Origin of the sequence: Microbacterium sp. AISO3 (assembly GCF_002204305.1) — a bacterium.
Lineage (GTDB): Bacteria > Actinomycetota > Actinomycetes > Actinomycetales > Microbacteriaceae > Microbacterium > Microbacterium arborescens.
The window spans coordinates 362,132-378,078 of sequence record NZ_NHRF01000003.1 but is presented as its reverse complement, the minus strand read 5'-3'; the positions used below and the strand labels follow the sequence as shown (position 1 = coordinate 378,078).

22 protein-coding genes, 1 tRNA gene and 1 riboswitch are annotated in these 15,947 nt (G+C 69.2%); of the genes, 16 read left to right on the top strand and 7 right to left on the bottom strand.

Features of this window, described 5'->3' with window-relative positions; genetic code table 11:
* The first annotated feature begins 173 nt into the window (after positions 1–173).
* From CBF90_RS07010 to CBF90_RS06990, 5 genes are all read left to right on the top strand, one after another.
* Entirely contained in the window at positions 174–1,007 is an 834-nt protein-coding gene (locus CBF90_RS07010; protein WP_088380224.1) for a DUF3097 domain-containing protein, read from the top strand.
* A 49-nt stretch (positions 1,008–1,056) separates the two neighbouring features.
* On the top strand, positions 1,057–1,806 hold the full coding sequence (gene trmB, locus CBF90_RS07005; RefSeq protein WP_023955279.1) for a tRNA (guanosine(46)-N7)-methyltransferase TrmB: 750 nt from the start codon (positions 1,057–1,059) through the stop codon (positions 1,804–1,806).
* Positions 1,807–1,822: 16 nt separating this feature from the next.
* Entirely contained in the window at positions 1,823–2,680 is an 858-nt protein-coding gene (locus tag CBF90_RS07000) for a CPBP family intramembrane glutamic endopeptidase (RefSeq protein ID WP_237049155.1), read from the top strand.
* A 17-nt stretch (positions 2,681–2,697) separates the two neighbouring features.
* A riboswitch (guanidine-III (ykkC-III) riboswitch) is annotated at positions 2,698–2,762 on the top strand.
* 10 nt (positions 2,763–2,772) lie between these two features.
* Positions 2,773–3,087 (top strand): multidrug efflux SMR transporter, encoded by a 315-nt coding sequence (locus CBF90_RS06995; RefSeq protein ID WP_023955277.1) that lies wholly within the window; start codon positions 2,773–2,775, stop codon positions 3,085–3,087.
* A 1-nt stretch (position 3,088) separates the two neighbouring features.
* Entirely contained in the window at positions 3,089–3,502 is a 414-nt protein-coding gene (locus tag CBF90_RS06990; RefSeq protein ID WP_023955276.1) for a multidrug efflux SMR transporter, read from the top strand.
* Here CBF90_RS06990 and CBF90_RS06985 read toward each other — a convergent pair.
* Entirely contained in the window at positions 3,434–3,613 is a 180-nt protein-coding gene (locus tag CBF90_RS06985; protein ID WP_023955275.1) for a hypothetical protein, read from the bottom strand. The two genes, CBF90_RS06990 and CBF90_RS06985, sit on opposite strands and share 69 nt — an antisense overlap.
* A 159-nt stretch (positions 3,614–3,772) precedes the next feature.
* Between CBF90_RS06985 and CBF90_RS06980 the strand changes: the two genes are divergently transcribed.
* Positions 3,773–3,964: a hypothetical protein gene (locus CBF90_RS06980; RefSeq protein ID WP_088380223.1), complete on the top strand. Its 192-nt coding sequence runs from the start codon at positions 3,773–3,775 to the stop codon at positions 3,962–3,964.
* Positions 3,965–4,076: 112 nt separating this feature from the next.
* Positions 4,077–4,559, top strand: a complete 483-nt coding sequence (locus tag CBF90_RS06975) for a pyridoxamine 5'-phosphate oxidase family protein (RefSeq protein ID WP_088380222.1) — start codon at positions 4,077–4,079, stop codon at positions 4,557–4,559.
* 75 nt (positions 4,560–4,634) lie between these two features.
* On the opposite strand, the gene CBF90_RS06970 is transcribed toward CBF90_RS06975, so the two are convergent.
* The gene (locus CBF90_RS06970; RefSeq protein WP_023955272.1) at positions 4,635–5,471 is read right to left on the bottom strand and encodes an alpha/beta fold hydrolase; all 837 of its coding nucleotides are present in this window, start codon (positions 5,469–5,471) and stop codon (positions 4,635–4,637) included.
* A gap of 118 nt (positions 5,472–5,589) precedes the next feature.
* Here CBF90_RS06970 and CBF90_RS06965 point away from each other — a divergent pair, with 118 nt between their 5' ends.
* Positions 5,590–6,390, top strand: a complete 801-nt coding sequence (locus CBF90_RS06965) for a DNA-formamidopyrimidine glycosylase family protein (protein WP_036305919.1) — start codon at positions 5,590–5,592, stop codon at positions 6,388–6,390.
* A 4-nt stretch (positions 6,391–6,394) separates the two neighbouring features.
* On the opposite strand, the gene CBF90_RS06960 is transcribed toward CBF90_RS06965, so the two are convergent.
* On the bottom strand, positions 6,395–6,907 hold the full coding sequence (locus CBF90_RS06960; protein ID WP_088380221.1) for a MarR family winged helix-turn-helix transcriptional regulator: 513 nt from the start codon (positions 6,905–6,907) through the stop codon (positions 6,395–6,397).
* 121 nt (positions 6,908–7,028) lie between these two features.
* Between CBF90_RS06960 and CBF90_RS06955 the strand changes: the two genes are divergently transcribed.
* The 3 genes from CBF90_RS06955 to CBF90_RS06945 are packed head-to-tail and all read left to right on the top strand — an operon-like array spanning position 7,029 to position 8,017.
* Entirely contained in the window at positions 7,029–7,415 is a 387-nt protein-coding gene (locus tag CBF90_RS06955; RefSeq protein ID WP_023955269.1) for a hypothetical protein, read from the top strand.
* A complete protein-coding gene (locus CBF90_RS06950; protein ID WP_023955268.1) occupies positions 7,412–7,762 on the top strand; it encodes a hypothetical protein in 351 nt (116 codons plus the stop codon). Before CBF90_RS06955 ends, CBF90_RS06950 begins: the two co-directional genes overlap by 4 nt.
* Before the next feature lie 42 nt (positions 7,763–7,804).
* The gene (locus tag CBF90_RS06945; RefSeq protein WP_023955267.1) at positions 7,805–8,017 is read left to right on the top strand and encodes a hypothetical protein; all 213 of its coding nucleotides are present in this window, start codon (positions 7,805–7,807) and stop codon (positions 8,015–8,017) included.
* Between the two features lie 55 nt (positions 8,018–8,072).
* Here the strand turns inward: CBF90_RS06945 and CBF90_RS06940 are convergent, their stop codons facing one another.
* Together CBF90_RS06940 and CBF90_RS06935 are read right to left on the bottom strand one after the other, a co-directional pair.
* The gene (locus tag CBF90_RS06940) at positions 8,073–8,594 is read right to left on the bottom strand and encodes a hypothetical protein (protein ID WP_023955266.1); all 522 of its coding nucleotides are present in this window, start codon (positions 8,592–8,594) and stop codon (positions 8,073–8,075) included.
* A 15-nt stretch (positions 8,595–8,609) separates the two neighbouring features.
* On the bottom strand, positions 8,610–9,689 hold the full coding sequence (locus tag CBF90_RS06935; protein WP_088380220.1) for a peptidoglycan DD-metalloendopeptidase family protein: 1,080 nt from the start codon (positions 9,687–9,689) through the stop codon (positions 8,610–8,612).
* Positions 9,690–9,798: 109 nt separating this feature from the next.
* Here CBF90_RS06935 and CBF90_RS06930 point away from each other — a divergent pair, with 109 nt between their 5' ends.
* Positions 9,799–10,953 (top strand): hypothetical protein, encoded by a 1,155-nt coding sequence (locus CBF90_RS06930; RefSeq protein ID WP_088380268.1) that lies wholly within the window; start codon positions 9,799–9,801, stop codon positions 10,951–10,953.
* 17 nt (positions 10,954–10,970) lie between these two features.
* On the opposite strand, the gene CBF90_RS06925 is transcribed toward CBF90_RS06930, so the two are convergent.
* On the bottom strand, positions 10,971–11,573 hold the full coding sequence (locus tag CBF90_RS06925) for a TetR/AcrR family transcriptional regulator (protein ID WP_023955263.1): 603 nt from the start codon (positions 11,571–11,573) through the stop codon (positions 10,971–10,973).
* Positions 11,574–11,819: 246 nt separating this feature from the next.
* Between CBF90_RS06925 and CBF90_RS06920 the strand changes: the two genes are divergently transcribed.
* The 4 genes from CBF90_RS06920 (at position 11,820) to CBF90_RS06905 (ending at position 15,786) form a co-directional block, all read left to right on the top strand.
* On the top strand, positions 11,820–13,250 hold the full coding sequence (locus tag CBF90_RS06920) for a hemolysin family protein (protein ID WP_088380219.1): 1,431 nt from the start codon (positions 11,820–11,822) through the stop codon (positions 13,248–13,250).
* The gene (locus CBF90_RS06915) at positions 13,247–14,275 is read left to right on the top strand and encodes a CNNM domain-containing protein (RefSeq protein WP_023955260.1); all 1,029 of its coding nucleotides are present in this window, start codon (positions 13,247–13,249) and stop codon (positions 14,273–14,275) included. Before CBF90_RS06920 ends, CBF90_RS06915 begins: the two co-directional genes overlap by 4 nt.
* A gap of 132 nt (positions 14,276–14,407) precedes the next feature.
* Positions 14,408–15,004, top strand: coding sequence for a TetR/AcrR family transcriptional regulator (locus CBF90_RS06910; protein ID WP_197690565.1), 597 nt, complete (start codon positions 14,408–14,410; stop codon positions 15,002–15,004).
* Entirely contained in the window at positions 15,001–15,786 is a 786-nt protein-coding gene (locus CBF90_RS06905) for an NAD(P)H-dependent oxidoreductase (RefSeq protein ID WP_088380218.1), read from the top strand. Before CBF90_RS06910 ends, CBF90_RS06905 begins: the two co-directional genes overlap by 4 nt.
* 55 nt (positions 15,787–15,841) lie before the next feature.
* On the opposite strand, the gene CBF90_RS06900 is transcribed toward CBF90_RS06905, so the two are convergent.
* A tRNA-Arg gene (locus CBF90_RS06900) sits at positions 15,842–15,917 on the bottom strand.
* Positions 15,918–15,947 lie beyond the last annotated feature (30 nt).

Genomic DNA, 15,947 nt, shown 5'->3' with positions numbered 1-15,947 from the left:
CTTCCGAGGTCGGAGAACCGGCCTCGTCTCCACTCTATTGAGGGCGTCGTGTCCGAGCCTATGCCGGGACTGTGAATCAGCGGGCAGCGGAATCGCGGCGCGGATACCCGGCGACGGGAACGGCCGCGGTTACGCTGACCGGCGGCCCGACGGGGCACGAGGCGGGAGGAATCATGGACGACAGATACGGCACCGATGTGCTCGCGAGCGGATGGCGGGACGCCGGACGCAAGGTCGTGCCCGAGGTGCCCGCCGATCCCGATCTCGTCGTCGAGGTCGCGTCGGACGGCTACTGCGGGGCCGTCGTGGCGGTGCGCGGCGGGAACGTCGAGCTCGAGGATCGCCTCGGAAAGGTGCGCCTGTTCCCGCTCGGGGGCGGCTTCCTCGTCGACGGCGAGCCGGTCAAGCTCGTGGCGCCGAAGGCGGCGCAGCCGGCCGGCCGGCTGCGGACCGCCTCGGGCTCGTTCGTGGCTCCGCAGCAGCGGGCGCGCGTGGCACGGGCGTCGCGCATCCTGGTGGAGGGGCGACACGACGCCGAGCTCGTCGAGAAGGTGTGGGGTGCCGACCTCCGCGTCGAAGGCGTCGTGGTCGAGTATCTGCAGGGGATCGACCTGCTGGCGGACCTCCTGCGAGACGAGCCGCCCTCCGCCGAGCGTCGCTACGGAGTGCTCGTCGACCATCTGGTCGCGGGCTCGAAGGAGACCCGCATCGCGGAGCAGATCCTGCGCGGTCCGCACGGCGCCCATCTCAAGATCGTCGGGCACCCCCACATCGACGTCTGGCAGTGCGTCCGCCCCGAGGCCGTCGGCATCCGTGCGTGGCCTCAGGTGCCGCGCGGCATCGAGTGGAAGACCGGCGTCTGCCGTGCCCTCGGCTGGCCCGCCGAGGACCAGGCCGACATCGCGCACGCGTGGCAGCGCATCCTCGGATCTGTTCGCACCTACCGCGACCTCGATCCTGCGCTGCTGGGCAGGGTCGAGGAGCTCATCGACTTCGTCACGGCCTGACCGAACGCGCCGGCTCGGCGCCGCCCCGGCCGGTCGATACCCTGGACTCATGCCGCAGACCGACGCGCCCGACACCGGTGACGAACCCCGCTACCGTGAGCGGCCCGTGTCGTTCGCGCGTCGCAGCGGACGGATGAGCGATGGACAGGAGCGAGCCTGGAACCAGCTCGGCGACTTCTACAACATCCCCGTCGAGCGCGATCAGGCCGTGCTGAGCGTCCGCCCAGGCTCGGAGGTCGATCCTGCGGCGTTGTTCGGCCGCAGCGCGCCGCTCGTGGTCGAGATCGGCTCCGGGCAGGGGCACGCCATCGTCGCGGCCGCGCAAGCCGCGCCCGAGACCGACTTCCTCGCCGTCGAGGTGTTCCGGGCCGGGCTCGCCCGCACCATGCTCGACGCCGATCGTGCCGGCGTGCGAAACCTGCGCCTCGTCGAGGCGAACGCGCCGGAGGTGCTCGAGCACCTGCTGCCGGCGGCATCCGTCGACGAGCTCTGGATCTTCTTCTCCGACCCCTGGCACAAGACGCGTCACACGAAGCGGCGCCTCATCTCGCCGGATTTCACGCCATTGGCCGCGCGGGTGATCAAGCCCGGCGGCGTGCTGCGTCTGGCGACCGACTGGGAGGACTACGCCCGACAGATGCGCGAGGTGATGGGGGATGCCGCGGGCTTCGCCCCCGCCTTCGACGGAGAGTGGGCGCCGCGCTTCGAGGGACGCGTGATGACGGCCTTCGAGCGTAAGGGCATCGCGAAGGGGCGCGACATCCGCGACCTCGCCTACCGCCGCATCGACGCGGCCTGACGGGAGGGCGGACGCCGTGAAGACGCACCCGGGACTGGCCGCTCGTCCGATCGTCTCGGCGAGCACCGTGCCGGCGCTTCTGGTGTGTCTGGCTGCACCCGCCTTCTTCGTGCTGCTGCAGCCCTGGCTCGGTTGGACGCTGCTCGTGCTCGGCCTCATCGCCGCCCTCGGTGTCGACCGGTGGCGCGTGGGCGAGGATACGCGGCCCTCGCTGGCGCGCGATCTCTCGCTCATCGCCCTCGGTCTCGTCGTCGTGAGCCTGATCGATCTGAAGGCCGAGCTCGACAACCTCGCGATGCTGCGCTTCACCCTCGCGCTGGGAGGTGCGGTGCTGTTGCCGTACCTCGTGTCTCGCTTCGTCTACCGCGATCACGCGATCCGCTTCCCCTGGCGTGGCGGAGGGCGCTGGACGACGTTCCAGTGGGTCTGGCTCGCCGCCGTGCTCGTGCTCGGGTGGCTCATCCTGCCCTTCTACTTCATCACCTCGGGCGTCTACACGAACTGGCCGGTCGTCGACACCCCCGATCTCATCGCGCGCCTCTTCATCGGCGTCGGTGCCGTGGGCATCTGGGACGAGCTGTTCTTCATCTGCACGTGCTTCGCGCTTCTCCGGCGGCACTTCGCCGACGTGTCGGCGAACGCTCTGCAGACGATCGTGTTCGTCTCCTTCCTCTGGGAGCTCGGGTACCGCGCCTGGGGTCCGGTGCTGACGATCCCGTTCGCGCTCCTTCAGGGCTACATCTTCCTGCGCACGCGGTCGCTCACCTACGTCGTGACGGTGCACCTGCTCTTCGACGCCGTCGTCTTCGGCGTCCTCGTCCACGCGCACAATCCGGGGCTTCTGGACGTCCTCTTCCTCGTCCCTGCGCCCTGACGCGAGCTACGCTGGAAGACGGGGCCCCGGCCGGGCCCGCGGACGAGGGAGCAGTACCCGCACCAGACAAGACTGACTCGGACAGGTCTGTCATGGCATGGGTGATCCTGATCGCATCCGGCGTCCTCGAGGCGGTGTGGGCCGCCGCGCTCGCGGCATCCGAGGGATTCCGGCGGAAACGACCGGCTCTGCTGTTCGCCCTCGCGCTCACCGCGAGCATGGCGGGACTCGCGTTCGCGATGACGGAGCTGCCGACCGGCACCGCCTACGCCGTGTGGGTCGGTGTCGGCGCAACGCTCACTGTCGTGTGGGCGATGGTCACCCGTCGCGAGCGCGCGTCGACCGCGCGCATCCTCTTGCTTCTGCTCCTGGTCGCCTGCGTCGTCGGCCTCAAGGTGGTGAGCTGACATGACACGTGCATGGACGATCCTGCTCGCCAGCGCGGTCTGCGAGGCTGTCTGGGCGACGGCCCTGGGCGAATCGGACGGGCTACGCCACCCCGTGCCGAGTGTCGTGTTCGCCATCGGTCTGCTGCTCAGCATGCTCGGGCTCGGACGCGCCATGAAGCACATTCCCATTGGTACGGCCTATGCGGTCTGGGTGGGGGTGGGCGCAGCGCTGACCGTGACCTGGTCGATCGCGACGGGCGCTGAGGCGTTCGCTCCGGGCAAGGTGGTCTTCATCGCTGGCATCGTGGTCGCTGTCATCGGCTTGAAGCTCGTTCCGGCCACGAGCAGGACTGCGGCGCGAGCGTCACAGCCGAGCGAGGAGCGCGGGACCGAAGACGAGAGCGGCGGCGATCGGCACGACGAGGGCCGCTAGGGCGATGATGCCGAGGATGGCGATGTTGCCCAGGATCGAGCCGACCAGGGCGCGACCGCGGCCGGCGGCGAGGTGGATGCGGTCGAGGGGAGAGAGGGGAGCGGCGGTCACGGTTCGACGCTACGAAGCGGTGGCCCTGCGAGGCGTCGGTCGATCGGCTGAGAAGCATCCCCCTGCGGGATGATCCGTGCCTCACGCGTGTCAATACCCTCGGTCCGCGCCGGCTCGGTGCGTAGCGTCGCGGTCACGCAACGACGAGAGGACGAACACATGAGCGAGCGAGAGCGCCCCGACATCCCGGGCGACGACATCGAGACCGGAACCGCCACCGGCGGGGCATCGGCCTTTCCCGGGGCTCCGAGCGCGGCGCCCGACGAGCCCGCGCCGGAGGGTCATGGCGGCGATGCCGACACGACGACCGATGGCGACGGTCAGCCGCTCGACAACCCCTCGGGCGGTTGAGGGGTCGCGCGACTGTCGCCATCGAGTCGGCTGTCAAGACGGCGACCGAGGGCTGGTCCCGGTGCGAGCCTGGACCCACGGATGACGACCACGCCAGATCGAAGGAGAAACGATGAGTGACAACGAAGACCCCCGCGCCATCCTGGCGGAGCTGCTGCCCGAGTTCCGGTTCGCCATGGTGACGACGGTCGACGAATCGGGGAAGCTCACAGCGCGCCCGCTGACGGTGCAGGAGGCCGAGTTCGACGGAGACCTCTGGTTCGTCGTCGACCGCGGATCGTCCGTCGCGACCCACGTGTCCTCGCGGCCCGCCGTCGGCGTCGCCCTCAGCAAGGACGACGCATGGGTCTCGCTCGCCGGTGAGGCGACCATCGTCGACGACCGCGCTCGCCTCGAACACTACTGGTCGAGCACTCTCGAGGCCTGGTTCCCCGACGGCCCGGACGACCCTCGCATCACGCTGCTGCGGGTCGACGCGATCTCGGGGGAGTACTGGAGCAGCGCCGGCGGACGCATCGCGACCGCCATCGGCCTGATCAAGTCGAAGATCACCGGTGAGACCTACGAGGGCCGCAACGAGAAGCTGGACCTCTGAGTCTCCGGGCCTCTACGCCACGATGGGCCGTCGCCGCTGCTGCGGGACGGCCCATCGTCGTCGTGCGGAGCAGTCCTACTTCGCGAGGAAGGCGAGCAGGGCGTCGTTGAACTCGCGGGCGTGGCTCACGTTGAGGCCGTGAGGCGCATCTTCGATGAGCGCCAGCTCGCTGCCCGGAAGCTGCTCATGGGTTCGCTTGCCCGAGCCTTCGAAGGGGACGGTGCCGTCGCCGTCGCCGTGGATGATCAGCGCGGGCACGGTCACCGCGGCCAGATCGCGGCGGAAGTCGGTCGTCGCCCACGCCTCCATCGACTTCAGTGCCGCGTGGTGGTCGGCCTGGCGCGCGAGTGCGAGGGCCTCCTGGCGCTGCTCCTCCGTGACCTTGAGCTCGCCGTCGACGGAGAAAAAGGCGGTCGTGAAGTCGTCGTAGAAGGTCGCTTCATCCGCTCGGAGCCCGTTCTCCATCTCGTCGGCGGCCTCCTGCGTGAGCGGGCCCTCGGGATTGTCGGGCGTCTGCGCCAGGTACGGCGGCACCGCGGCGGCGAATACGACACTGTGCAACCGGTCCTGGCCGTGGTTCGCGACGTAACGCGCGACCTCACCGCCTCCCATCGAGAAGCCGACCAGGGTCGCGTCGCGCAGATCGAGGGTGTCGAGGACGGATGCCAGGTCCTGGGCGAACGTGTTGTAGTCGTAGCCCGAGCGCGGCTTGTCGCTGCGACCGAAGCCGCGGCGGTCGTAGGCGACGACGCGGTACCCGGCCGCGGTGAGGGCGGGGATCTGCTCGGACCACGACTGCGCCGACAGCGGCCAGCCGTGGATCAGGACGACGGGGCGGCCCGAGCCGCCGGTGTCGTCGACGTGCAGCTCGATGTCGTTGAAGATGCCCTTGTGCGCAGTGATCTCAGTCATGACGACATCGTCATCGCGTCGGGAGTTTTTCTCGACCCGTTGACGGTTCAGAAAGCCGAGGCTAGGGCCCTGCGGCAGACTGGGGGGAATGAGGTCAGCATGACGCCCGGGGCGATCCGTGCCGGAAGGTGACAGCGTCTTCCGGATGGCGGCCCGGCTGCGGCCGCAGGTCGTGGGTCGCATGATCTCGTCCGGAGAGCTCCGCTCGGGCTCGGCTGCCGGGACATCCCTGGCCGGTTGGCGGATCGCGGGGCTCGAGACCCGTGGCAAACATCTGATCACCTGGCTCGATCCCGGTTTCGCACTCCACACGCATCTTCTGATGCAGGGGTCGTGGACGGTGACCCGTTCGGGACGCACGGTTCCGGTGCGCGTGCAGTCGGCCGTGCGAGTGCGAGCCGAGTTCGAGGGGGGTGTGACGCTCTGGGGCATCGACATGCCCGTCGTCGAGCTGTTGCGTGCCAATAGCGTGGCGACCGCGCTCGGTCACCTGGGGCCGGACCCGCTGCGCGATGATTGGGACGCTGTGGAGGCCGTGCGGCGGCTCGGCGCCCGTCCGGATCGAGCGTTCGTCGGCGCGCTCCTCGATCAGCGCAACATCGCGGGTCTGGGAAACCTCTGGGCCAACGAGCTGGCCTTCCTCTCGGGCGTCCACCCGTTCGATCCCGTCGCCACCGCCGACCTGGATTCGCTCGTCGCACGTGCCGCGCGTGCTCTGCGCCTCTCCGCGACAGTGCCCGGCATGTACCAGGTGACCACCGGCTCCACGCGGCGCGGCAGCGCCCACTGGGTGGCTGGCCGCGCCGGCAGGCCGTGCCTCAGGTGCGGGACGCGCATCCTCGTACGCGCCGAGGTGTCGGGTGATCCGGAACGGCGACGCACGTGGTGGTGCCCCGCCTGCCAGCCCCGCCGAAGCTGAAGGATCAGCCGGTGGGCGCTGCTCCGCGCTGACCCTGGAGACGGGGTGCCGGCTCGACGGAGTCGACGGCGTCCTGCATGCGCGAGAGGAAGTCGATCACGGCTGCGGTCGCCTCGGGCGTGGTCTCGTCGGCCACCTGATGCATACGGTCGTGCATGGCCGACAACGTGGAGCGGACCTCGTCGTCTGCGCGTTCCGTCGGTTCCAGGTAGACGCTGCGGCGATCGCTCGGATGCGGCACACGACGGAGGTAGCCCGCAGACTCCAGGCGGTCGAGCAGGCTCGTGGTGCTGGCCGAAGATATGCCGAGGTACTTCGCGACATCCCCCGGCTTCACGGGAATGTTGCGCGACTGCGCGCGCAGAAGCTGTCGGATGACCAGCAACTCGTTCTCGCCCATAGACATCGACTCGCGGGTCCGGCGGCGCATGGCCGCCTCCGCGGCCTGGTACAGGCGCAACGCCTCGAGCGCGCTGGTCGCACGCCGACGCCCGTCGTTGTAGAAGAAGCCGGTCATCTGCACACCTCCGCGTTCATGGCTGGTGAGTTTTACCTTAGCAGATATCTAACTTGACGAGATACTTGCCCACCTAGTAGCGTTCCGAACAAGTCATCCAGCATCTGTGAGGAGAGCAATCATGGGCCAGCTGTTCTACGGGAACACGTCCGAGTCGATCGAGGTCCCCGACCGCCTGCTCGCGCACCTCAAGGTGCTCGCCGCGACCAAGCTCCGCCGATCGGAGAGCTTCACGCTCACTTGGCGGCACGGGGCCGACGCCGCCGCGGGACGACAGACGATCTGGCTGCAGCCGTCCATCCCGCTCCGCTTCGTCTTCGACGGGCTCGAGGCGGAGAAGCTCGACTCCGCGCTGCTGACGGAGATGGCTCGTGCCGCCACCTCGTCCACCGGCCTCGTCGTCGACTTCGCCGACTTCGACGTCGCTCCCGCGCTTCCGGTCGCGCCCGCTCTGCCGACAAGCGGCGACATCGCACCCGTTCCGGGCGAACTGGCGACCGCAGCATGAGCCTTCTCCAGCACGCCCCTGCACCGACCCGCATCCTGAGCGCCCGGAACATCACCTGGTCGACGGTCGCACCCGGCTTCTACGTCGCCTCGACCGACGGCGAGTTCGTCGGGTCGGTCGACACCTCTTCCGACGGGCACTACATCGCTCTCGACGGCCAGGCCACTCCGATCGGACGCTACGCGACGCTCAAGGAGGCGCAGCGCTCACTTCTGACGACGGAGGCGCCGGGCAATCGTGCGCGGAAGTCCCGCGCACGCCGCAATCTGCGTACGGCCGCCACCGCGTCCGGCGCGCTGGCCGGTGCGCTCGCTCTGACGGCGGGAGCGCTCGCCCCGTTCATCTGAGACCGGACGGCAGAAGCCGTCGACGAAGAGAAGGAGGACGACATGAGCGACGACACCCGTCGTCAGACCGACGAGAACGCCTACGAGGGTCCGGACGTCGAGGTCTCGACGACCGACACGGATAGCGACGGCACGCGTGAGCCGGGTGGTCTCGGCAAGGACGGCACCATCCCGAGCAACCCGGACGGTGTCGCGGCCGGGCACACCGGGACTGCGTCGACCTTCGAGCCGGAAGAGGACGAGAAGTCTTCCTGACGTGCGCGAGAAAGGCCCGGAGACAGGTGCTCCGGGCCTTTCGCGCCTCACGGCGTCATACGCCGTCAGCCGGCTCCGTAGCGGTGGACCACTGCTCGAAGTCGTCCGTGTCCGGGGCGATTCGACCCCAGCTCGCATCGACGGTCATGTCGGCGTTCAGCAGGCATGCGTATTCGAGCGGCGCGTCGACCGTGGGATCGACGACGGGGACGACGACGTACCAGAGGCCGTCGGGGCGGAACGCGGATCGCGCATTCCCCCTCTCGATCTCGGAGCGATCGAGTTGCTCGGACGCTGGGACATTGCCGTCTCTGACCGCGAGTAGGCATGCGTCGAGCAGATCGGACGTCGACAATGACGGTGTCGGCTCCGACGAGGCCGAAGGCGTCGTCGGGTCCGGTGTCACGGACGGCTCCGGCGGGGGCGTCGGCGACGGGGTGGCGCTCGCGGTCGATGAGGGTGAGGGCGTCGAGGTCACCGCACCGCCGACGCCCGGGGTGGCGCAACCCGCGGTGAGCAGCGAGAACATGAGGACGGCGGGCACGCCGATGCGACGCCGAAGGTCGATTCCAGTCATGGGTTCTCCTCGGTCTCAGGTCTCAATGCCCGTGGCAGGAACGCGGAAGCTCGGGCCTTCGTACTGCCACACGTCCGGCCACCGCGTGATCACGCGATCCCTCTCCTCGGCGCTCGCGGTGTAGAAGTGATGCCGCGCGGATGGGCTCCAGAACCGTGCCACCGTAACCGTGTTCGGCACCGGCGAATCGGTGGGGTACACGTTGAATGCGACGCCCTCGTAAGCCCAGATGCCTGCCCAGCGCGCTATGACGTTGTCACGTTCGGTGGCATCTGCCGTATAGAAGTGACCGTTGTACAGCGCGCTCCAGAATCGGAAGACCGGTACGGTGCCGGGGGCGCTGGTCGCGAACGCGCGGTAGGCGATGCCTTCGTAGGACCAGATCTGGGGCCAGCGTGCGGCGACGAGATCTCGCTCCTCCAGATCTGCTGTGTAGAAGTGTCCCTGGTATCGATTGCTCCAGAACCGATACACCGGAGTGGCCTCCAGCGCCGAGCTCGGGGGGAGCGGCGCTCCCTCGATGAGCCACGCGGGGTTCCAGACGGTACCGGTGCGGTGGGGGCCCGAGAAGATCGCCAGGTGGAGATGGGCGTTGGCCTCCGTGCGCGGTCGAACGTCTCCCGTGTTCCCGGTTCGCCCGAGCGGAGTCCATCGGAAGACCCGCTGGCCCACGCTCACCAGAGGGCTGCCGCGTTGCATGTGCAGGTACTCCGAACGCACGCCTGCGGCATGCTGGACGACCACGAACACGCCGCGGCTCACGTCGCCGTCGTCACCGACAGCGGTCACGGTGCCGTCGGCGACTGCGAGGATCGTGGTCCCGATGCGGGGGTTCACGTAGTAGTCGGCGCCGATGTGCCCGCTGTACGTCTGCCCGGGGTAGCCGTCGACGCCCGATCCGCGCGTGGCGCGGCTGGCGAAGGGATACCCCCAGACGATGGGAAGCGCGGCATGCTCGGCAGGCGTCTTCACGGTGTAGGTCAAGGCTCGAGCGGGCGCCGCTGAGGCGAGCACCAAAGAACCGGCCGCGACGGATCCGAGCAGCACCGTGCGGCGGCTGAGCGCTCGCGGGGTCTCGTTCTCGTCCGTCGACACGTGAAGAACCTAACAGGATGTCGGGATCCTGCCGAGGGGCGGTCACCCGCCGCTCTCGGTGGCCGGGACCTTTCTCTTCGTGAAGGGGGCACGTCGATAGGGTCGGATGGTGCTCCGTCTGGTCTTCTTCGCAGCTGTCGGCGCGCTCCTGGGGGGCGCCGTGGTCGAGTATGTGGGGCCGCCGGATGCCGGCTGGGCGATCATGAGCATCGCGCTCCCGGTCGCGATCATCAGCGGGACCTTCATCCTCATCGGCCGCTCGATGGCCGGGGGAGTGGCGGTGTCGACGGACGACCTCCGTCGAGCCCTCGACTCTCGACGGCTCGGCCTCGCGCGCGTCGATGCGATCCGGCAGACCGGAACCCAGATCAACGATCAGCCGTTGTGCGAGATCGACCTGACCGTGCGCCCGATTCAGGGGGAGGCGTACGCGACCACCCTGCGCACCGTCGTCGCCCTGACGGAGCTTCCCGCGTTCCAGCCCGGAATCCGGCGTCAGGTCGCCATCCTCCTCGATGGCGGACCCGAGGTCGCATTCGTCGATGGTGAGCTCTCACCGGCCGAGGCCGGCAACCTCACGATCCCCGATCGTTCGTCGGTTCGGTTCGTCCCCATCGCGAGCCACACCCGAATCTCCGGCGGGCGCCGCAAGGGGCCTCTGATCGGCGTGGGGCAACGCGGCCGGCCGCTGCGCCGGCTCGTGTTCGCGGCTGTCGCCGTCGCGGTGGCCGTCCTTGTCGTCGCGCCCTATCGCGAGGCCGTTGCGCAGACCGTCGATGCGATGCTCGACGGCAGGGCGCACGTCGACCTGCGCCAGCCCGGACCGCTCGCGCAGGCCCAGGCCGCTCTCGAACGCGAGATCGGCCACGATCGCGTGAGCTCGATCTACGTCACCCCGGATTTCGTCGTCGTCGAGGCCCCGGTGACCCCCGGCACCACGCATACCGACAGGTGGATGTACCGAGGCGGTCAGGTCGAGCACTCCGGTGCGGCGTCGATCCAGCCGAAGTCGGCCACCGAGGCCTTCTCGTGGGACGACGTCGATCTCGCACGCATCCTTCCGACCATGGAGGATGCCGCTGCACAGAGCGGGCTCCCGGTCGGCGACGCGGGGGCGACGGCCGGGCGAACGCGGGGCGGCGCCGAAGCGGTGTCATCCGGTGAGAAGTCGGGGCCCGTCGAGATCAACTTCTCACTCGAGAACGACTACGAGAGCGCGTCCTTCCGGATGTCGGCTGACGGGAGCGGGCTCAGCCGCGATTGACCTGCAGTCCCCGCGACTTACGGGCGGGCCGCGTCGTTGGACCCAAGGCGAGTCAGCGCGGAACGGAGGCTGCTCTCGACGAGCGCGTCGTCGGGCAGGGTGTGCGGCGGCAAGAACATCCGTGTGATGAGGGGCCCCATCAGCAGGTCGTAGACCTGATCGGCGTCCATATCGGGCCGCTCGATCTCTCGTCGCGCGACCGCGGCGTCGATGACGTTCTTGACGCGCACCCGGCGCGGTCGGATGAACTCGGCGTCAAGCAGTGCCGAGAGGTCGTCGTCCGTCCTCGCGACCCCGACGAGGTCGACCAGGCTGTTTCGGGCGACTGGATCCGACAGCACTGCGATGCCCTCCTGTTGGAGCGCCCGCAGGTCGCCGGCGAGCGAGCCGGTATCGGGTGCCTGGCCGGGCCCGAATCGGCGAGCCAGCACGATGACGGCGAGGTGGGCCGCGCTTCGGAACCGCCGATAGAAGGTGGGGCGCGTCGAGCCGGCCCGGCTCACGAGCCCGTCGACGGTGAGAGCGGAAAAGCCGTCCTCGGCGAGGACCTGCTCCGCCTCCCGGAGAAGGTCTTCGGTGATGTCCTGCGCGCGCGGACGACCGACCCTCTTCCCGGACATGCCGTCACTGTAGCTGCGGCGTCTTCGCGCACGCTCAGGACCCTTCGTGGTGCGGATCGTCGCCGCAGGTTCCGGTACCTTTCGTGCCGAGCGTCGGCACCGGCCCCGGGTCGACGACGGCCCGCTATTCTGTGAGTGCCCACCCGTGCCCTATCGAGAAAGAACACCCGTGAGCAATCGCCATTCCTCCACCGACCAGGAGGGTCGATCTTCGTACCCCCTCGCTGAGAGAGGGGGTGAATCCGAATGATCGAAGCAGTCCTGACGCTGCTGTTGGGAATCCTGCTGACGCTGGCGATCATCGCCGCCTGCGGCTTCTTCGTCGCGCAGGAGTTCGCGTACATGTCCGTGGACCGCTCCCGCATGGCCGCTCGCGCCGAGAAGGGCGATGCGCAGGCCGCCCGCGTGCTCGCGATCACCAAGCGCACGTCGTTCATGCTCTCGGGTGCGCAGCTCGGCATCACCGTCACCGGTCTGCTGATCGGTTACGTCGCCGAGCCCCTCATCGGCGAGTCGATCGGGACGCTGCTGGGCGGCGTCGGCATCGACCCCGCCGTCTCGGTGCTCATCGGAACCGTCGGCGCGCTGCTGCTGGCCACCATCGTGACGATGATCTTCGGTGAGCTGTATCCGAAGAACCTCGCCATCGCGAGCCCTGAGCCGCTCGCCCGCGCGCTTGCCGTGCCCACCCGCATCTACCTGATGCTCTTCGGCTGGCTCATCACGGTGTTCGACGTCGCCGCGAACGCTCTGCTGCGGCTGCTTCGCATCGAGCCGCTCGAGGATGTCGACGAGAGCGCGACCGCGCGCGACCTCGAGGCGATCATCGAGGAGTCCCGGGCGAGCGGCGACCTGCCCGACGATCTGTCGATCATCATCGACCGCATCCTCGACTTCCCGCAGCGCGACGTCGAGCACGCCATGGTCCCGCGCTCACGCGTCGACTCGATCTCGCCCGATACGACGGTAGGCGAGGTGCGCGCGCTCATGGCGACCGGGCACACCCGGTATCCGGTCATCGGCGACGAGGACGAGCCCGTCGGTGTCGTCGAGCTGATCGACCTGCTGCGGGGCAGCTACGCCGACGACGTACCCGTCTCGACGATGATGCGCGAGGCCGTCGTGCTGCCGACGACGATGCAGCTCCCGGTCGCCCTCGACCGCATGCGGCAGACGCGCAACGAGCTCGCCTGCGTCGTCGACGAGTACGGCAACTTCGACGGCATCCTCACGATCGAGGATCTGACCGAAGAGGTCATCGGCGAGATCTCGGATGAGCACGATCTCGAAGTCCACGAGATCGTGAACGTCGGCGACGACCACTGGCGTCTGCCCGGCGACATCCACCTCGACGAGGTCGAGCGCCTCATCGGCTTCGACCTGCCCCGCGACGACGCCGAGACCATCGCCGGACTCATCATCAGCGAACACGGCGACCTGCTGCCCGAGGGCGCGGTCGTGCGCATCGACCTGCCCGAACGTGCGTCCGAGACCGTTCAGGGGCTGCGGATGCAGCGCTGGCTCGATGTCGAGGTCGTCGAGGTCGCCCGGCTCGTTCCGTCCGAGCTCGTCGTGCGTCTGCACGAGGTGGACCTGGATGCCGCTGAGGCGGGACCCGCGGGTGACGGCGATGCCGTCGTCGCTGCTGGTGCCGCAGATGAGGAGGTCGCCCGATGAGCTGGTGGGTCGTCACGATCATCACGATCGCGCTCATCGTGGCGAGCGCGTTCTTCGTCATCGTCGAGTTCGCGCTGCTCGCGGCCCGGCGTCACCGTCTGGAAGAAGAGGCCGACCGCAGCGCATCGGCGCGGGCGGCGCTCCGCGGCGTCAACGAGCTGACCGTCATGCTCGCGTTCGCGCAGCTCGGCATCACGGCGTGCACGTTCCTGCTCGGTGCCATCACCAAGCCGGCGATCGACTACGCGCTCGCGCCGGTGTTCGAGCAGTGGGGTCTTCCCTACGTTCTCGCCGACATCATCGCGTTCATGCTGGCCCTCATCGTGGTGACGTTCCTGCACCTCGTGATCGGTGAGATGGCGCCCAAGTCGTGGGCGATCGCCCACCCCGAGGTCGCAGCGAAGGCGACGGGCATCACCGCCCGTGCGCTGACCTGGCCGCTGCGTCCGTTCCTGTTGTGGATCAACCACATCGCGAACCGGCTCGTGAGGGCTTCGGGGGTCGAGCCCGTCGAGAAGGCTGCCGCGGGCGGGCAGGACGCCGATACGATTCGCGAGATCGTCGCGCACTCGCGTGCCGCGGGGACGCTCGAGGAGCAGTACTCCGAGCCGATCGCGCGCGCCATCGCGCTCGGATCGCTGACCGTGGGCGACATCGTGCGCTCCGACCGCGTCCCCACCGCGGTGTCGGCGACGGCCACCGCCGCCGACGTGCAGGCGGTCGCGGCATCCTCCGCGCACCTGCGCATCCTCGTGGGGGAGGGGGCGTCGAGCCGCGTCGCGCACGTTCGTGACACGCTCGCGGTCGCTCCAGAGACTCCGGCGCTCGAAATCGCCCGTGAGGCGCTCGTGCTGGCGCCCGATGCGTCGGCCTACGACGCGCTCGCGCGCATGCGTCGGGGTCATGTTCAGCTCGCGACGGTCGTCGACGGCGACCGGCTGCTCGGTGTCGTCACCCTGGATGACCTGCTGCGAGAGGTGCTGCCCGGCGCCGCCGAGGCCGAGCTGGTGGCGCCGGCGAGTTGAATCGGGGCTCGAGCTCGCTCAGTTGACAGTTCCCGCCGCCTCTCACCTGCTGAGGCGGCGGGGACCGCCAGATGAACGCCCAGCGTCGCAGAATCCCTCTAAGCTACTGTTGGTAACTTAGAGGGAGGCATCATGAGCGAGGGCACGCGGCGGCGGATGCTGCGGCACGAGCGTCGCGCGCAGCTGCTGGCGGTCGCTCGCGAGCTGATCCGCGAGCGGGGCACCGATGAGTTCACGCTGGGCCGGCTCGCCGAGCGCGCGGGGGTGACCAAGCCCGTCGTGTATGACCACTTCGGCGATCGTGCCGGCGCCCTGGCCGAGCTCTACCGAGAATTCGAGGATCAGCAGCGGGCGGCCCTCGTCGCGGCGCTCGCCGACGCGTCGCTCACGCTCGATGCCGTGTGCGGCGCCATCGCCGGAGCCTACATCGACTGCTCGATCGCCGAGGGGCGCGAGCTGGCGGACGTGGTCTCGGCGCTCGATGGATCTGCGACGCTCGTCGAGGTGCGCCGCGAGGCGGAGGCGGCCTACCTCGCGCTGTGCGACGACGTGCTCGCCTCGTGCGGCGTTCGTCTCGATGACGCCGGCGCGCAGGCCCTCGTCGGTGCCGGCGATGCCCTCACGCGAGCAGCGCTCGACGAACGCGTGAGTCCCTCGGCGGCGCGCTCCACCCTCACGCGCGTCCTGCACGCCCTCGTGACACCAGCCACCGAACCGGAGGAATCATGACCATCTCGCACCAGCCCACGCCGGGCGCCGCTCACTGGGTGCTCGCCCATCCGCGATCGACCTCGTTCAACGCCCGGCTCTTCCGTGACGGGGTCGCCGAGCTGTCGCGGACCCGCAGTGTCGAGACATCCGATCTGTACGCCCAGCGATTCAACCCGGTCTTCCCCGACAGCGAGCTCGACGTCACGCTCGGGCGGGCATCGGGACCCGCCGGAGGCGAGTACGGGCGCGTCCCCTTCCCGGACGAGGTGATCGAGGAACAGCGCAAGCTCGCGGCCGCGGAGCTGCTCGTGCTGCAGTTCCCGCTGTGGTGGTACGGGCCGCCCGCGATCCTCAAGGGGTGGATCGACCGCGTGCTCACCAACGGCTTCGCCTACGGCGACATGGACCCGGAGCTCGGTGTCCCGCGGCGCTACGGCGACGGCGGGCTGGCCGGCCGGCGTGCGCTCGTCGTCGTGACGGTGGGAGAGGACGAGCGCTCGATCGGGGAGCGCGGAATCAGCGGCGACCTCGACTCGCTCCTGTTCCCGCTGACCCACGGCGCGCTCTGGTACGTCGGGATCGAAACCCTCGACCTCCATGTCGTCTACGACGCCGACGGGCTGGATGCCGCGGGCGTCGACCGCGAGGCCGAGCGGCTGCGTGCCCGCATCGCCGGGCTCGACAGCGAGACGCCGCGCCGGTACCGAGCGCTCCGCGACGGTGACTACCGCGGCACCCGGTCGCTGCGCGGCGACATCCATCCCGGTCGGACCGATCTCGGCATCCACCTCGCCGATTGACCGTCGCCGCGGACGCAGAAGGGGCAGTCGATCAGTCGACTGCCCCTTCTCGCACTGGTGCCCCCGACAGGAATCGAACCTGCGACCTTTGGTACCGGAAACCAACGCTCTATCCCCTGAGCTACGGAGGCGTGCCGATCGAGACTATCACCGCGGAGGCG

Bases quoted from the DNA above. Each gene is read 5' to 3' on its own strand.
- CBF90_RS07010 (WP_088380224.1), top strand. From the start codon at position 174: ATGGACGACAGATACGGCACCGATGTGCTCGCGAGCGGATGGCGGGAC.
- trmB (WP_023955279.1), top strand. From the start codon at position 1,057: ATGCCGCAGACCGACGCGCCCGACACCGGTGACGAACCCCGCTACCGT.
- CBF90_RS06995 (WP_023955277.1), top strand. From the start codon at position 2,773: ATGGCATGGGTGATCCTGATCGCATCCGGCGTCCTCGAGGCGGTGTGG.
- CBF90_RS06990 (WP_023955276.1), top strand. From the start codon at position 3,089: ATGACACGTGCATGGACGATCCTGCTCGCCAGCGCGGTCTGCGAGGCT.
- CBF90_RS06980 (WP_088380223.1), top strand. From the start codon at position 3,773: ATGAGCGAGCGAGAGCGCCCCGACATCCCGGGCGACGACATCGAGACC.
- CBF90_RS06975 (WP_088380222.1), top strand. From the start codon at position 4,077: ATGAGTGACAACGAAGACCCCCGCGCCATCCTGGCGGAGCTGCTGCCC.
- CBF90_RS06970 (WP_023955272.1), bottom strand. From the start codon at position 5,471: ATGACTGAGATCACTGCGCACAAGGGCATCTTCAACGACATCGAGCTG.
- CBF90_RS06960 (WP_088380221.1), bottom strand. From the start codon at position 6,907: ATGACCGGCTTCTTCTACAACGACGGGCGTCGGCGTGCGACCAGCGCG.
- CBF90_RS06955 (WP_023955269.1), top strand. From the start codon at position 7,029: ATGGGCCAGCTGTTCTACGGGAACACGTCCGAGTCGATCGAGGTCCCC.
- CBF90_RS06950 (WP_023955268.1), top strand. From the start codon at position 7,412: ATGAGCCTTCTCCAGCACGCCCCTGCACCGACCCGCATCCTGAGCGCC.
- CBF90_RS06945 (WP_023955267.1), top strand. From the start codon at position 7,805: ATGAGCGACGACACCCGTCGTCAGACCGACGAGAACGCCTACGAGGGT.
- CBF90_RS06940 (WP_023955266.1), bottom strand. From the start codon at position 8,594: ATGACTGGAATCGACCTTCGGCGTCGCATCGGCGTGCCCGCCGTCCTC.
- CBF90_RS06925 (WP_023955263.1), bottom strand. From the start codon at position 11,573: ATGTCCGGGAAGAGGGTCGGTCGTCCGCGCGCGCAGGACATCACCGAA.
- CBF90_RS06920 (WP_088380219.1), top strand. From the start codon at position 11,820: ATGATCGAAGCAGTCCTGACGCTGCTGTTGGGAATCCTGCTGACGCTG.
- CBF90_RS06915 (WP_023955260.1), top strand. From the start codon at position 13,247: ATGAGCTGGTGGGTCGTCACGATCATCACGATCGCGCTCATCGTGGCG.
- CBF90_RS06910 (WP_197690565.1), top strand. From the start codon at position 14,408: ATGAGCGAGGGCACGCGGCGGCGGATGCTGCGGCACGAGCGTCGCGCG.
- CBF90_RS06905 (WP_088380218.1), top strand. From the start codon at position 15,001: ATGACCATCTCGCACCAGCCCACGCCGGGCGCCGCTCACTGGGTGCTC.